13 protein-coding genes are annotated in these 15159 nt (G+C 67.9%); 10 read left to right on the top strand and 3 right to left on the bottom strand.

All coding sequences use genetic code 11. The features are described from left to right. Nucleotides 1-85: 85 nt before the first annotated feature. A complete protein-coding gene (locus EV665_RS20195) occupies nucleotides 86-2128 on the top strand; it encodes a HAMP domain-containing methyl-accepting chemotaxis protein (protein ID WP_133035456.1) in 2043 nt (680 codons plus the stop codon). A gap of 111 nt (nucleotides 2129-2239) precedes the next feature. Here the strand turns inward: EV665_RS20195 and EV665_RS20190 are convergent, their stop codons facing one another. Beyond that, nucleotides 2240-2905 carry a GntR family transcriptional regulator gene (locus EV665_RS20190; RefSeq protein WP_133035455.1) on the bottom strand — a complete coding sequence of 222 codons (666 nt, stop codon included), beginning with the start codon at nucleotides 2903-2905 and terminating at the stop codon, nucleotides 2240-2242. A gap of 190 nt (nucleotides 2906-3095) precedes the next feature. On the opposite strand from EV665_RS20190, the gene EV665_RS20185 reads away from it, so the two are divergent. Further along, nucleotides 3096-4127, top strand: coding sequence for a trans-3-hydroxy-L-proline dehydratase (locus EV665_RS20185; protein WP_133035454.1), 1032 nt, complete (start codon nucleotides 3096-3098; stop codon nucleotides 4125-4127). Between the two features lie 5 nt (nucleotides 4128-4132). Here EV665_RS20185 and EV665_RS20180 read toward each other — a convergent pair whose 3' ends face one another. Next, the gene (locus EV665_RS20180; RefSeq protein WP_162853113.1) at nucleotides 4133-4753 is read right to left on the bottom strand and encodes a cupin domain-containing protein; all 621 of its coding nucleotides are present in this window, start codon (nucleotides 4751-4753) and stop codon (nucleotides 4133-4135) included. Nucleotides 4754-4977: 224 nt separating this feature from the next. Between EV665_RS20180 and EV665_RS20175 the strand changes: the two genes are divergently transcribed. The 8 genes from EV665_RS20175 to EV665_RS20140 all read left to right on the top strand — a co-directional run bounded on the left by EV665_RS20175 (nucleotide 4978) and on the right by EV665_RS20140 (nucleotide 14470). Further along, entirely contained in the window at nucleotides 4978-6558 is a 1581-nt protein-coding gene (locus EV665_RS20175) for an ABC transporter substrate-binding protein (RefSeq protein WP_133035452.1), read from the top strand. A gap of 65 nt (nucleotides 6559-6623) precedes the next feature. Continuing rightward, a complete protein-coding gene (locus EV665_RS20170; RefSeq protein WP_133035451.1) occupies nucleotides 6624-7565 on the top strand; it encodes an ABC transporter permease in 942 nt (313 codons plus the stop codon). Next, nucleotides 7562-8428, top strand: a complete 867-nt coding sequence (locus EV665_RS20165) for an ABC transporter permease (protein ID WP_133035450.1) — start codon at nucleotides 7562-7564, stop codon at nucleotides 8426-8428. The genes EV665_RS20170 and EV665_RS20165 overlap by 4 nt, the downstream gene beginning before the upstream one ends. 1 nt (nucleotide 8429) lies before the next feature. Then, nucleotides 8430-9434 (top strand): ABC transporter ATP-binding protein, encoded by a 1005-nt coding sequence (locus EV665_RS20160; protein ID WP_245507775.1) that lies wholly within the window; start codon nucleotides 8430-8432, stop codon nucleotides 9432-9434. Beyond that, the gene (locus EV665_RS20155) at nucleotides 9431-10426 is read left to right on the top strand and encodes an ABC transporter ATP-binding protein (RefSeq protein ID WP_133035448.1); all 996 of its coding nucleotides are present in this window, start codon (nucleotides 9431-9433) and stop codon (nucleotides 10424-10426) included. Before EV665_RS20160 ends, EV665_RS20155 begins: the two co-directional genes overlap by 4 nt. 33 nt (nucleotides 10427-10459) lie before the next feature. After that, nucleotides 10460-12265: an aminopeptidase P family protein gene (locus EV665_RS20150; protein ID WP_133035447.1), complete on the top strand. Its 1806-nt coding sequence runs from the start codon at nucleotides 10460-10462 to the stop codon at nucleotides 12263-12265. A 253-nt stretch (nucleotides 12266-12518) separates the two neighbouring features. After that, nucleotides 12519-13196: a FadR/GntR family transcriptional regulator gene (locus EV665_RS20145; protein WP_133035529.1), complete on the top strand. Its 678-nt coding sequence runs from the start codon at nucleotides 12519-12521 to the stop codon at nucleotides 13194-13196. Then, nucleotides 13193-14470: a CynX/NimT family MFS transporter gene (locus EV665_RS20140; RefSeq protein ID WP_133035446.1), complete on the top strand. Its 1278-nt coding sequence runs from the start codon at nucleotides 13193-13195 to the stop codon at nucleotides 14468-14470. Before EV665_RS20145 ends, EV665_RS20140 begins: the two co-directional genes overlap by 4 nt. Here the strand turns inward: EV665_RS20140 and EV665_RS20135 are convergent. Further along, the gene (locus EV665_RS20135; protein ID WP_133035528.1) at nucleotides 14434-15147 is read right to left on the bottom strand and encodes a 5-formyltetrahydrofolate cyclo-ligase; all 714 of its coding nucleotides are present in this window, start codon (nucleotides 15145-15147) and stop codon (nucleotides 14434-14436) included. The genes EV665_RS20140 and EV665_RS20135 overlap by 37 nt on opposite strands. Nucleotides 15148-15159: the final 12 nt, after the last annotated feature.

Raw genomic sequence — 15159 nt, 5'->3', positions numbered from 1 at the left:
GCATTAAGCCTGCGTTAAACGACCGCTCCTACACTTCTGCGCACCCGCACGAAGCCGGGTCGTCGAAGACTATCAGGGAACTGTCATGCGTAATGTCCGGATCAGCAGGCTCCTGCCCGCGCTCTTCGTCCTCATGGTCGTGCTGGGCGCCCTGCAAGGCGCCGTCGCCTTCCGCTCCCTCTCGGCGATGACCGGCCATATCGAGCGCATCGGCGCCGAGCGCATGCCCGAGATGAGCCGCATCCTGCAGCTCAGCCACGCCTTCGCCGAGCTCAACGCGACCTATTCGGAGCACCTGCTCTCGATGGATCCCGACGAGATCGGCCGCATCGAGGCGCGCATCAAGGAGCGCGCCGACGCCTTTGCCGGCATGGTCGACAGCTATGGCGCGGCCAACAGCGGCAATGCGGCAGCCGCTGCGGAAATCGACGGCATCAAGGCGACACTGAAGACCTATCTCGACGATTCCGCAAAACTCATCCAGTTCTCCGCCATCGCCGCCAAGGGGCCGGCGCTGGAAGTCTACAAGGGGCCGATGCAGGCGAGCGCCGATGCGATCAGCGCTTCGCTGAACGACCTCGTGGCCAGCACCCGGAAGGTGACGGACGAGACGATCCTCTCGGCCCGCGGCGAGGAAGGCTCTGCCTTCGCGCTCACCTGGGCATCGCTTGCCATCTCCATGGGCCTGGCGATCGCCGCGATCTTCCTCGTCAACCGCCGCGTCGTCAGGCCGCTCACCGGCCTTGCCGGCGCGATGAAGAAGCTGGCCGACGGCGATGCCGCCGTCACCATCCCGCATGCCGATCGCAAGGACGAGATCGGCGAGATGGCCGGCACCGTCGCCGTCTTCCGCGACAATGCCGCCGAGCGCCAGCGCCTGGAGCGCCAGGGCGACGACGACCGCCGCCGGGCCGAGGGCGAGCGCCAGGCGCGCGAGGCCGAGCGCACCCGCGACAGCGGCCGCGTGCAGGAGGCCGTCGCCAGCCTTGCCGATGCGCTCGGCAGGCTTGCCAGCGGCGACATGACCTGCCGCATCGAAAAACCCTTCGACGGCGACCTCGACCGGCTGCGCGAGGATTTCAACGCCTCCGTCTCGCGCCTCAGCGATGCGCTGCGCGAGGTCGGTGAGAATGCCCGTGCGATCGACGCCGGCGCCAGCCAGATCCGCGCCGCGGCCGACGATCTCTCGCGCCGCACCGAGCAGCAGGCGGCTTCCGTCGAGGAGACCGCCGCCGCGCTCGAAGAGATCACCACCACCGTGAAGGATTCCACCCGGCGGGCGGAGGAGGCGGGCCAGCTCGTCGCGCGCACCCGCTCGGGCGCGGAAAAATCCGGCGAGATCGTGCGCCGCGCCGTCTCGGCCATGCAGGAGATCGAGAAGTCCTCCAGCGAGATCACCAGCATCATCGGCGTCATCGACGAGATCGCCTTCCAGACCAACCTCCTTGCCCTTAATGCGGGTGTGGAAGCGGCCCGGGCGGGCGAGGCGGGCAAGGGCTTTGCGGTCGTGGCGCAGGAGGTGCGCGAGCTCGCCCAGCGCTCGGCCAAGGCCGCCAAGGAGATCAAGGCGCTGATCACCACCTCGGGCGAGCAGGTGCGCTCCGGCGTCTCCCTCGTCGACGATACGGGCCGCGCACTGCAGGCGATCGTCACCGAGGTGCAGGAGATCAACGGCCACGTCCAGGCGATCGTCGAGGCGGCGCGCGAACAGTCGACCGGTCTCCAGGAGATCAACACCGCCGTCAATGCGATGGACCAGGGCACGCAGAAGAACGCCGCCATGGTGGAGGAGACGACCGCCGCGAGCCACGGCCTTGCTTCCGAGGTGCAGGCGCTCAACGCGCTGATCGGCCGCTTCAATGTCGGCGGCAGCGCGGCCGCCGGCCGCACGGTGCACGCGCCGCACCTGCATGTCGTGTCGTCCGCCACGCCCCCGGCTCCCTCGCCCGCAGCGCCCGCCCCGGCGCCGGCACTGGCCCGCAAGTCGCCCGGCCAGTGGAACGTCAAGCCCGCCACCGGCGGTTCGCGCCCCGTCGCCTCGCCGGCCCTGGCGCTCAGCGAAAAGCTGGCCGGCGCCCTCGGCGTGCGGCAGGACAAGGGGAACGACGGGGACTGGGAAGAGTTTTGACGAGAGGCGGTGCCGGCGGTTCCCGCTCGCGCCGCGCCGGTTTTCCAGCCGATGGGATAGTCAAGGGCAGGCGCCGCGCACGGACGAATGGCCGGCCGGGGAGCCTTCCGCTCAGCCCCGCTGCTCCCGCAGGAACGTCATCAGCGATCGGCCGGCATCAAGGATGTGGTCGCGCGTCAGCCGCGAGGCGAGGTCCGCGTCGCCCTGTTCGCAGGCGGCAAGGATCGCCTCGTGCTCTCGTCCGGCGCGCGGCACGCCGTTGGTGAAGGATAGCTGGGCGCGCAGGTAGCGGTCGATGCGGTCGAGCGAGGAGCGCACGTTCTGCAGGTAATACGGCCGGCGCGAGGCCTCGTAGAGGCTGTAATGGAAGTTGCGGTTGATCTCGCCCCAGCGGTGCGGGTCGGTCTCCCGGTCGAAGGCGTCGCAATGGCGCCGCGCCTTTTCCAGCGCCTCCCGGTCGAGATTGGGCACGGCGAGGCGGATGACCTCCGCCTCGATCAGCGCGCGGAACTCGAAGATCTCCTCGATCTCTTCGATCGACAGGCCGGCCACCACGGCGCCCTTGTAGCGCTGGGTGGTGATGAGGCCGTGCTGCTCCAGCCGTGACAGGGCCTCGCGCACGGGGATGCGGCTGATGTTGAACATCTGCGCGATCTGGTCCTGCCGAAGGTTCTCGCCTTCGGCAAGGTCGCCTTCGATGATCGCCTTGCGCAGGGCCTCATAGACGATGTCCGCCGCCGAAGCGGCCTGCCTGACATCGACGGCAGCAAATTTCATCACGTCGCACCCCGGTGGAATGAAGCGATCGGTCATAGGTCGAAACCGGGAGCGGGGCAACAGAGCCCCGCCGCGGCGATGTCATGCAAAACACGATTGTATATTGGATCCAATTTTTCTATGAAACGATATCGCGGTCGGCAAGGCAAGCCCGCTCGCGCCGAAACAGCCTGAAATCGGAGCAAGAACCATGCGCAGCAGCAAGGTCATCCACATCGTTTCCTGCCACGCCGAGGGCGAGGTGGGCGACGTCATCGTCGGGGGCGTGGCCCCGCCGCCCGGCAAGACGCTGTGGGAGCAGCGCAAATTCATCGCCGAGGACAAGACCCTGCGCAATTTCGTGCTGAACGAGCCGCGCGGCGGCGTGTTCCGCCACATCAACCTGCTCGTGCCGCCGAAGGATCCGCGCGCCACCATGGGCTTCATCATCATGGAGCCGGAGGACACGCCGCCGATGTCCGGCTCCAACTCGATCTGCGTCTCCACCGTGCTGCTCGACAGCGGCATCGTGCCCATGGTCGAGCCGGAGACCCGCATGGTGCTGGAGGCGCCGGGCGGGCTGGTTAATGTCGTCGCCACCTGCCGCAACGGCAAGGCCGAGCGCATCACCGTCACCAACGTGCCCTCCTTTGCCGATAAGCTGGATGCGAAGCTGGAGGTGGAGGGCCTCGGCACGCTCACCGTCGACACCGCCTATGGCGGCGACAGCTTCGTCTTCGCCGATGCCCGCGCGCTCGGCTTTGCCGTGACGCCGGACGAGGCGCGGGAACTGGCCGAGACCGGCATCCGCATCACCAAGGCGGCCAACGAGCAGCTTGGCTTCACCCATCCGGAAAACCCGGAATGGAACCACATCTCCTTCTGCCAGTTGACGCTGCCGGTGGAGGAGCGCGACGGCGCGCTTCACGGCCGCAACACGGTCGTCATCCAGCCGGCCAAGCTCGACCGTTCTCCGACCGGCACCGGCTGCTCGGCCCGCATGGCCCTGCTGCATGCGCGCGGCCAGATCAGGCTCGGCCAGAGCTTCTCCGGCTATTCGATCCTCGATTCGCGCTTCGATTGCCGCATCGTCGGCGAAACCACGGTCGGCGGCCGCCCGGCCATCGTGCCGGAAATCTCCGGCCGCGCCTGGATCACCGGCACCAGCCAGGTCATGCTCGATCCCGATGATCCGTGGCCGGCGGGGTACCGCCTCGCCGACACCTGGCCGCGCAAGCAGTAAGGCGGTCAGTCCTCCTTGATGATCCGGGTCGTGCCGACCCAGAGTTCACGCGCCGGGCCCTTGCCGATGTTGCGGGCCCGGTGCGGCAGTTTCGAGGGGAAGTGCAGCGTGTCGCCGGCCTTCAGGTGATAGTCCTTGCCGTCGACCTCGTAGAGGATCTCGCCCTCGATCAGGTAGATGAAGTCCTCGCCCTCATGGCTCGTCAGCTCGGAGACGTAGCCTTCCGGGATCTGGGTGATGCAGCCGTTCAGCATGGCGCCGGGAAAGCCGCGTTCGAGCAGTTCATAGACCCGGTCCTTCGTCGCCACGTTGTAGCCGGGCCGCTCGCCGGCATGGGAGACCATGGAATGCTCGTGCCGCGGCGGCTGCGACAGGAAGGTGTCGACGCTGGTGCCGAGCGCGTTGGCGACGTTGTAGAGCGAGATCAGCGAGGGCGTCGAAATCCCGCGTTCGATCTGGCTGATGAAGCCCTCGGTCAGGCCCGCCTCCAGCGCCACCTGCTTCATCGTCTTGCCGATCGCCTTGCGGCGCTGGCGCAGCATCTGGCCGAGCGCGGCGGGCGCGGGCATGTCGCTGCCGCTTCCTTCGGCATCGCTGGCGGGCATCTTGTCGTCGTCGAGGGTCATCGTGGCTTTCCGCTTGACTTGCATCGCATGATGGACTTTAGTTTGGCTAAAGTCGGTTGCGCAAGCCCGTGAGCCTATCGCGCCTGCGGCCGGTTTTTAAGGGGGATCAACACGAACGTCTGCGTTTTCATGCCGGAGAGGGGCGCACTCTGTCCGAAAGAATTGGATCCAATATCCAAAAATGCAGGCACCCGGCCTCGCCGGGACTATCGAGGAGGAATGACATGACGCCTTTGCTGCCACTTTTCCTGGGCGCGGCCCTCGGCCTTGCCGCCGCAACCTCGGCGCTCGCCATCGAGCGCGGCGGCTCGATGAGCTTTGCCCGCTATGACGATTCGGCGATCATCGACCCTGTTTATGCCGACCGGAATCCCGACCTGTGGATGATCAACGCCTTCTACGAAACGCTGCTGCGCAACGGCCCGGATGGTTCCATCGTGCCCGGCCTTGCCGAAAGCCACGCGGTTTCCGCCGACGGCAAGACGATCACGCTGACCTTGCGGGACGGCCTCAGGTTCTCCGATGGCTCGCCGATCACCGGGGAGGATGTCGTCTTCTCGCTCGACCGGGCGCGCAATCCCGATCTCGGCCCCTGGGCCGGCCTGCTCGGCTCGGTCGAAAGCGTGGCGGCCGAGGGCGATACAGTCACCCTCGCGCTGAAGCAGCCCGATCCGACCATCCTCTCCATCCTTGCGACCTTCAACACCGGCATCATGCCGAAGGCGGCCTTCGAGAAGGCGGCGGGCGCGACGGACCAGGAGAAGGCGCAGGCCTTCTTCGCGGGCGGCCCGGTCACCTCGGGCCCCTTCATGCTGAAGAGCCGCGTGCAGGGCGCCAGCATGAGCTTTGCCCGCAACCCGAACTACTGGCGCCCCGGCGAGGACGGCAAGCCGCTGCCCTATCTCGACGCGGTCGACTTCACCGTCATCCCCGATGATGCGACGCGCATCCTGAAGCTGCAGGCCGGAGAGGTCGACGCGGCCGAATTCATCCCCTTCGCCCGCGTCGGGGAGCTCGGGGCCGATCCGGATCTCAAGATGGAGCTCTTTCCCTCGACGCGCATCGTCTATGCGCCGATCAACACGCGCGAGGCGCGCGCCGACGGGGCAAAGAACCCGCTGGCCGACGTGAAGGTGCGCCAGGCGCTGAACTATGCGACGAACAAGGACGTGCTGATCAAGCTGGTCACCTTCGGCACCGGCAAGCCGATGACCTCGCTGATGTCGGCCGCGACGCAGCTTCATTACGGCCCCGAGCCGCTCTATCCCTACGATCCGGAAAAGGCCAGGGCCCTGCTCGGCGAGGCCGGTCTTTCCGGCGGCTTCGAGGTGAAGCTGACGACGCTTGCCGGCAGCGCCGACGACGCCACGCTCTTCACCGCGCTCCAGCAGATGTGGGCGCCGCTCGGCATCGATCTCACGGTCGAGCAGGTCGACAACCCGACGCGTGGCGAGAAGAACCGCTCCGGCGCCTTCGACATCCACACCTACGGCTGGGCGAATGACGTGAACGACCCGGCGCAGGTCACCGGCTGGCTCGGTTACTACAAGCAGCGGCAGGCCGTCGGCACCGGCTGGAACAATGCGGAGTTCAACGACCTCTTCGAAAAGTCGAATTCCGAGGTCGATCCGGAAAAGCGCAGGGGCGAGTACAAGCGCATGCAGGAGATCTATGCGCAGGAGGCGCCGCTGCTCTTCCTCTTCGAGACGCCCTTTGCCGTCGCCGTCTCGCGCTCCATCGAGGGCTACGTGCAGACCCCGCTCGGCGCGAACGATTTTTCGGAAGCCTGGCGCGCCAGAAAGTGACAACCGCTTGAACGTCGCCTGCCCCATGCCCTCGGGCGTTCGGCAGGCGGCCTGAGGTTCCTCCCATGCCTTCGCTTTCCTATCTTCTGGCGCGGCTGGTGCAGATCATCCCCACCTTCCTCCTGGTGATGGTCTTCATCTTCCTCATCGTGCGCCTCCTGCCGGGCGATCCGGCCATCGCCATGGCCGAGGCCAAGGCGACCGATGCGCAGATCGAGCAGATCCGCCGCAATCTCGGCCTCGACCAGCCGCTGCCGGTGCAGTTCGTCGTCTTCGTCAAGAACACGCTGACGGGCGATCTCGGCCGCTCGATCATGCTGAAGGCGCCGGTCACCGAGGTCATCCTCGCCCGCCTGCCGACGACGATCTTCCTGGCGCTCTATTCCGTCGTGCTCGCGATCTGTCTTGCCGGGCCGCTCGCCTTCCTCGCTGCGGCCCGGGCCAATGGCGCGGCCGACATCGCGATCCGCAGCGTCTTCCAGGTGGGCCTGTCGATGCCGGTCTTCTATATCGGCCTTCTGCTCCTGACGGTGCTCGCCGCAAAGCTCCGTCTCTTTCCCGTCGGCGGCTACGGCACGAGTTTCCTCGACAATCTCTACCACCTCATCCTGCCGGCGCTTTCCGTCGCGCTCTACACGTCGGCGATCATCCTTCGAAACCTGCGCGCCTCGCTGATCGAGGTGCTGGATGCCGACTATGTCCAGTTCGCGAGAGCCAAGGGTCTTTCCCCGCGCATCGTCATGACGCGCCATGTGCTGCGCAACGCCATGGTCTCCACCGTCACCCTCTTGGGCCTGTCCATCGGCAATCTGATGAGCGGCACGCTGGTGACCGAGACGGTCTTTGCCGTGCCGGGCGTCGGCCGGCTGATGCTGGAGGCGATCTTTGCGCGCGACTATCCGCTGATCCAGGGCCTGACGCTCACCTTCGCCGTGCTCGTTTCCGTCGTCTTCCTCCTGACGGATGTCGTGCAGTCCTGGCTCGATCCGAGGCTTCGCCAGTCATGAGCGCCGTCACCCTTCCCGCCGCAAGGCCGTCCCGGCTCAAGGCCTTCCTCGCCCGCGCCTTCGCCAAGCCCGCCTTCGTCACCGGCTTTGCCATCCTCGTCCTGTCGCTGGCGCTCGCCCTCTTCCCCGGGGTCCTCGCGCCCTACGACCCGCTGGCCTTCGATCTCGACGCGATCCAGCAGGGCCCGAGCCTCGCCCATCTCTTCGGCACCGACAATTTCGGCCGCGACATGCTCTCGCGCGTCATCTGGGCCTATTCGGTCGACATGCAGATGGCCTTCTTCGCCACCGTCTTCGCGCTCCTCATCGGCGTCACCACCGGCGCCATCGTCGGCTATTACGGCGGCATCGCGGACATGATCTTCGGCCGCTGCGTCGATGCCATCATCACCTTTCCCTTCCTGGTTCTGGTCATCGCCATCGTCGCCGTGCTCGGGCCCGGCCTCGTCAACATGTATGTGGCGATCACCGCCGTGAACTGGGTCTATTATGCCCGGCTGACGCGGGCGGAGATCATGGCGCAGAAGGCGAACGACTATGCCGCCGCCGGCCGCGTGCTCGGCTATTCCGACACCCGCATCATCTTCCGCCACCTGCTGCCCAACGCCATTTCCCCCGTCATCGTCTACTGGATGACCGACATGGCGCTCGCCATCCTGCTCGGCTCCTCGCTCGGCTATCTCGGCCTCGGCGCCCAGCCGCCGGCCGCCGAATGGGGCGTGCTGATCGCCGAAGGCCGCAACTTCCTGATGACCGCCTGGTGGATGAGCCTTACGCCCGGCATCGCCATCGTCGTCACCGGCCTCGGCTTCAGCCTGCTCGGCGATGCGCTGGCGGACCTGCTTCGCCCGAAAGGACGCTGACATGGAAAAACCGGTCGTTCTTGCGGTGCGCGACCTGCGCACCGAATTCGGTCCTGCCGCGCACCCGCTCGTCGCCGTCGATGGCGTCTCCTTCGAGGTCCGCGAAGGCGAGATCCTCGGCCTCGTCGGGGAATCCGGCTCGGGCAAGAGCATCACGCTGCGCTCGATCCTCGGCATCGTGCAGCCGCGCGGCCGGGTCTTCGGGCAAATCCTCTGGAAGGGCCGCGACCTTGCCGCGCTCGACGAGACGCGCCTGCGGGCCGTGCGCGGGCGGGAGATCGCCATGATCTTCCAGGAGCCGATGTCCTCGCTCAACCCGCTGCTGACGGTCGGCCTGCAGATCGAGGAAAACCTCCTCGCCCATACGGATCTCGATGCCCGCGCCCGCAAGGCGCGCGCCGTCGAGCTGCTCGACATGGTCGGCATTCCCGCCGCGCGCAGCCGGCTCGGCGATTATCCGCACGAATTTTCCGGCGGCATGCGCCAGCGGGTGATGATCGCCATCGCGCTCGCCTCCAATCCGCGCCTGCTTCTCGCCGACGAGCCGACGACGGCGCTCGACGTGACGATCCAGGACCAGATCCTGCGCCTCATCCAGTCGCTCGCCGAAGAGCTCGGCATGGCGATGATCCTCGTCACCCATGACATGGCCGTCGTGGCGGAGACCTGCGACCGCGTCGCGGTCATGTATGGCGGGCGGCTCTGCGAGACCGGGGAGACGGCGGCGGTGATCGGGGATGCCCGCCACCCCTATACGCTCGGCCTCCTGCGTTCCATTCCGCGCGACGTGCCGCCGCGCACGCCGCTCTATTCCATTCCCGGCGCGCCGCCTGCGCTCTCCGCCATGCCGGCGGGATGCGCCTTCACGGCGCGCTGCCCGGTCGCCGGATCCGATTGCCGGGATGCCCGGCCCCCTCTTGCCGCGCTTTCGGGTGGCAGGCATGTCGCCTGCCACCGGCTCCCCGAGGCCGCGGCCTTTTTCTCCGCACGGGAGGCGGCCCGATGAGCCTTGCCCCACTTCTCTCCATCCGCGATCTCTCGATGAGGTTCACCAAACCCCGCTCGCTCGCCGATGCCGTCGCACGACGGCCGCGGAAGGTCGTCTCGGCGCTGAACGGCGTCGAGCTCGACGTCATGCCCGGCGAGACGCTCGGCATCGTCGGGGAATCGGGCTGCGGCAAGTCCACGCTCGCCCGCTGCATCGCCGGCCTCAACCGGCCGACGGCGGGGGATATCCTCTTCGAGGGCGAAAGCGTCGTCGGCCTTAAGGGCGCAAGGCGGCGGGCCTACAATCGCCGCGTCCAGATGATGTTCCAGGACCCCTATACCTCGCTCAATCCGCGCATGACGGTGCGTGATGCGCTGGAGGAGGCGATCACCGTGCACGGCATGCGCAGCGGCGCGGCGGTCGGCCGGCGCGTCGAGGAACTGCTCGATCTCGTGCGCCTGCCCGAGGGGGCGGCGGACAAGTATCCGCACGAATTTTCCGGCGGCCAGCGCCAGCGCATCGGCATTGCCCGTGCGCTGGCGCTGGAACCCACCTGCCTCGTCGCCGACGAGCTGGTCTCCGCGCTCGATGTCTCCGTACAGGCGCAGGTCGTCAACCTCCTGATGGAGCTGCAGGACACGCTCGGCCTGACGGTGCTCTTCGTCGCGCACGACCTCCGGCTCGTCCGCCACGTCTCGCACCGCGTCGCCGTCATCTATCTCGGCGCCATCGTCGAGATCGGTCCGTCCGGTCCGCTTTTCGCCAATCCCGTGCATCCCTATTCCCGCGCGTTGCTCGCCGCCGCGCCTTCGCTCGATCCCGCAAAGCGACGGCGCAAGCCTGCCATCGCCGGCGAATTGCCCTCGCCGCTCGACGTGCCGCCGGGCTGTCCCTTCCACCTGCGCTGCCCGCATGCCGGCGAGATCTGCCGTCGCGAGAAGCCGGCGCTCCGGCCGGCCGGCGCCGGCCTGGCGGCCTGTCATTTCGCCGAAGCGCTGCCGGGCGCCTGAAATCCCTTCCCATCGCAATCCAAGGACAATGCCATGATCCCGAAATCCCGGCCGCCGGCCGTAGGCCCCGTCGCCGCCCTTCGCGCAAGACTCTCCGAAGAGGGGCTCGACGGTTATGTCGTGCCGCGTTTCGACGAGCACCAGGGCGAATATTGCGCCGCCCATGACAACCGTCTTGCCCATGTCACCGGCTTCACCGGCTCGGCGGGCGTCGCCATCGTCATGCGCGACCGCGCGGCGATCTTCGTCGACGGCCGCTACCAGGTGCAGGTGCGCGAGGAGATCGACCCGGACCTGTTCTCCATCGAGCATTTCTACGATGCGCCGCTGAAGGACTGGCTGGCGAGGAACCTGCGCCCCGGCGAGCGCGTCGGCTTCAACGCCATGCTGCTGCCTTCTACCTGGGATGCCGAGTGCCAGGCCTCCGCCGAGGCCGCGGGCGCCCACTGGGTGCCGGTCGCGGGCGATCTCGTCGATGCGGTCTGGGCCGACCAGCCGGAACGCTCGCTCGGCAAGATCACGGCCTTTCCGCTTTCCCACGCGGGCGAGACGGTGGCCGGGAAAAAAGGGCGAATCGCTGCCATGCTGGCGAAGGAGGGCGCGGATTTCCTCGTCGAGACCCAGCCGGACAACATCGCCTGGTTCCTCAACGTGCGCGGCAGCGATGTCGCCTTCAATCCCATGCCGCAGTCCTTCCTGATCTTCGACCGCGCCGGCACCGTCGAATGGCTGGTCGACCACCGCAAGCTGCCGAACGACCTTGCCGATTTCGAGCTCGATGGCGTGACCATGGCCGCGCCGGAAATGCTGCTGGAGCGTGCCCGCGCCGCCGCCTCCGGCCGCACCCTGCTGCTCGATCCGGCCTTCGCGCCGTCGGCCGTCGCCCATGCGGTGCGGGCGGCGGGCGGCACGGTGCGGCTCGCCCGCAGCCCCGTCACGCTCGCCAAGATGATCAAGAACCCGGTCGAGCTCGCCGGCTTTCGCGATTGCCACCGGCTCGACGGCGCGGCCTGGATCCGCTTCCTCGCCTGGCTGGAACGGCATGCCGCCCCGCGCGCGGCCGGCGGCCGGCCGATAACGGAACTGGAGGCGGAGGAACGCATCCTCGCCTTCCGGCAGATGTCCGGGACCTTCGTCGAGCCGAGCTTCCGCTCCATCTCGGCTGCCGCCGGCCACGCCGCCATGTGCCACTATGCGGCAAGCGCCGCGAGCAATGCGCCGATCACCGCCAAGAGTGTCTATCTCCTCGATTCCGGCGGCCAGTATCTTTCGGGCACGACGGACGCCACGCGCACCACCGCGATCGCGCCTGTGAGCGACGAGGTGCGGCGTAGCTACACCGCCGTGCTGAAGGGCTTCATCTCGATGATGTCGCTGAAATTTCCCGCCGGCACCTGCGGCCACCATGTCGATGCCTTCGCCCGCCGCCCGCTCTGGGACCTCGGCCTCGACTACGATCACGGCACCGGCCACGGCGTCGGTCATTTCCTCTCGGTGCACGAGCAGCCGCAGCGCTTCGACCGCCGCATCAACGAGATCGTGCTCGTCCCCGGCATGGTGACGACCATCGAGCCTGGCTACTACAAGGCCGGCGAATACGGCATCCGCATCGAGAACCAGGTGGAAGTGGTGGCCGATACGGACGGCTTCCTGCGCTTCCGCACGCTGACGCTGGTGCCGATCGACCTGCGCCTTGCCGATCGCGCTTGCCTGACGGAGGCTGAGCGCCGCTGGCTGGACGCCTACCACGCCGAGGTCGCCGCGGCGATGGACGGCCTGCTGGAGCCCGAGGCCGCCGAATGGCTTGCGGCCCGCACGGCACCCATCGTAGCCGGCTAAGGTTTCCGTCTTTCGTATTCCGTCAGCCGGTTTATGAAAGGCGTAGGGGCAGAAGAGGACCCTTTCTGCCTGCCGGCATCTCCCCACGAGGGGCGGGAGGCTGGCAGCCTGCTTTTCTCGACAAGAGTGCCGCAGGTTAAGCCCCTCCTCCTATGGGGAGGGGTTTCAGGCAGACGCGTTTGCCGATTTCCTTTGACTACCACATGGAAGAGAGCTAGTCATAAAGTCATCCGATGACTTTATGACTGATATCATGCACCCCCTCAACAAGACCAATCTCGCCGATACCGCCGTCGAGGCGATCCGCACCGAAATCCTGGAGCGCCGCTGGGCGGTGGGCCAGAAGCTGCCGAACGAGGCGACGCTCTCGGCCATGCTCTCCGTCAGCCGCGGCACGGTGCGCGAGGCGGTGCGCGTCCTCGCTGCGCAGGGCTATCTCGAGACGCGGCAGGGCTCCGGCACCTATGTGCTCTCGACGGCCGATACGGCGCGTCCGCTCGGCATGGCCCGGCGCGCCGGCCTGCGCGACCAGTTCGAGGCGCGCCTGGCGCTGGATGCGGAGGCCGCGCGGCTTGCGGCGCTGCGCCACACGCCGACCGTCATCGCCGGTCTTCGGGCCTTGCTTGCCGCCCGCGGCCCATACGCGGAAAACGACAGGGCTGATTTCATCGCCCGCGATTTCGCCTTCCACCAGGCCGTGATCGCCGCCTCGCAGAATGCGGTGCTGATCGGCATGTACGATTTCTTCTCCACGCTCATTGCCGAAACCATCGAGGCGACCCTCGGCCAGGACCTGCCGGAACCCGACATGGCCGCCCATGTCGCCATCGTCGATGCCATCGAGAGCGGTGATCCGGATGCCGCCGATGCCGCCGTCCGCCGCTTCATGGCGCCGGTCCTGTCCGCCCTCGACCGGTTGCTGATGTCATGACCCATCTTGCCGAGAACGATCCCGGCGCGATCGACCTGATCGACGCCGAAGCCGACAGCGTGCCGGCGCCCGCGCCGTACCGGCCGAAGGCCGCCGCCGCGCGCTTCCTGCTCGGCGTCAGCCTCGTGCTCATCGCCTTCAACCTGCGGCCGGTCTTTTCCAGTGCCTCGGCGCTGCTGCCGGAAATCCGCGACACGCTCGGCCTTTCGGCCACCGGCGCCAGCCTCCTGACGACGCTGCCCGTCGTCTGCCTTGGCCTGTTCTCGCCGCTGGCGCCGCGCCTTGCCCAGCGCATCGGCACGGAGCGCACGCTGCTCCTCGTCGTCTTCCTCCTGGCGCTCGGCACGGCGCTGCGCGGCCTTTCCTCCGTTCCGCTGCTCTTCCTCGGCACGGCGCTTGCCGGCGCCTGCATCGCGGTCGGCAACGTGCTGCTGCCCGGCCTCGTCAAGCGCGATTTCCCCGACAAGGCGGCGCTGATGACCGGCTGGTACACGATGGCGCTCTGCGCGGGCGCGGCGAGTGCCGCCGGCCTGACGCTGCCGATCGAGCACATGCTCGGCGGCTCGCTTGACGGGGCGCTTGCGGTCTGGGCGCTGCCGGCGCTCGTCGTCGGCTTTCTGTGGCTGCCGCAGGTGCTGGCGACGCGCAAGCAGGCCGCGCGCACCGGCTTCCGGGTCGAGGGGCTGTGGCGCGACAGGCTGGCCTGGCAGGTCACGCTCTTCATGGGCCTGCAATCGGCGCTCGCCTATTGCGTCTTCGGCTGGCTGGTGCCGATCCTGCGCGAACGCGGTCTCGATGGCGTCACCGCCGGGGCCATCGTGTCGGTCTCCGTCATGGTGCAGGCCGCGTCCTGCCTCGTCGCGCCGCATATCGCCGTGCGCGGCAGGGACCAGCGGCTGATCAATGTCGTGCTCTGCGGCCTGGCCGTCGTCGCCCTTCTCGGCCTGCTCTTCGCGCCGCTTTCCACGGTCTGGATCTGGGCGGTGCTGCAGGGCATCGGGCAGGGCGGGCTGATCGCGGTGGCGCTCACCGTCATCGTGCTGCGCACGCGCGATCCGCATGTGGCGGCGCATCTCTCGGGCATGGCGCAATGCGTCGGCTATCTGCTCGCCGCCATCGGCCCGCTGATCGTCGGGCTCATCCGCGGCTGGACCGGCAGTTTCGCCTGGAGCGCCGTGCTCTTCGTGCTGCTTGGCCTCGGCGCGGCGGTCAACGGCTGGTTCGCCGGCCGGGCGCTCTATGTCAAGGCGCGCACGGTGGAAACCTCCGCCTGAGGCGCGGGGCGCACGGTGCCGGTTTCCGTCACGATCAGGTCCATCGGAATGTCGTGCAGTTGCGGATAGATCGTCTGAAGACGCGCGGCGCTGTAGCCGAGGCCGATGACGCGCGGCCGGGCCGGCATGGCCGCCAGCGTCCGGTCGAAGAAACCGCCGCCATAGCCGAGCCGGTAGCAGGCGGCATCGTAGCCGACGACCGGCGAAAGCACGATATCCGGCAGGACGCGGTTGCGCTCGGCCGGTATCGGGATGTTCCAGACACCGCGGGAAAGCGGATCGCCCGCCTGCCAGAGATGGAATTCCAGCGGCCGACCCTTCTCGACGACGACCGGCAGCGCCGTGCGCCCGCCCCGCTTGGCGATTTCGGCAAGCAGCGGCCGCAGGTCAGGCTCGCCGCGGAAGGGCCAGTAGGCGCTGACGATGCGTCCCCTAACGTCGCCGATCTCGGCCACGATGCCGGCGGCGATCGCCTCGCTTTGGCGTGCCCGCATCTCGGCCGGCACGGCGAGGCGCGCGGCGATCAGGCGTTCGCGTTCGCTTCTGCGCCAGCGGTCGACATCCGTCCAGGCCTGCCGGTCGAGCGGGCCGGGCAGGCCCGTGTAGCGGGGGTCGACCTCGTGCATGAAGCAGGCCGGCGAGGCGAAGGTGGCGGGAATGTTGTCATCGGCCTCCATCATGTCCTCCCT

The organism is Shinella granuli (assembly GCF_004341885.1).
Classification (GTDB): domain Bacteria; phylum Pseudomonadota; class Alphaproteobacteria; order Rhizobiales; family Rhizobiaceae; genus Shinella; species Shinella granuli.
The sequence above is the reverse complement of the archived record's forward strand: the minus strand, read 5'-3'. Positions and strand labels throughout refer to the sequence as shown.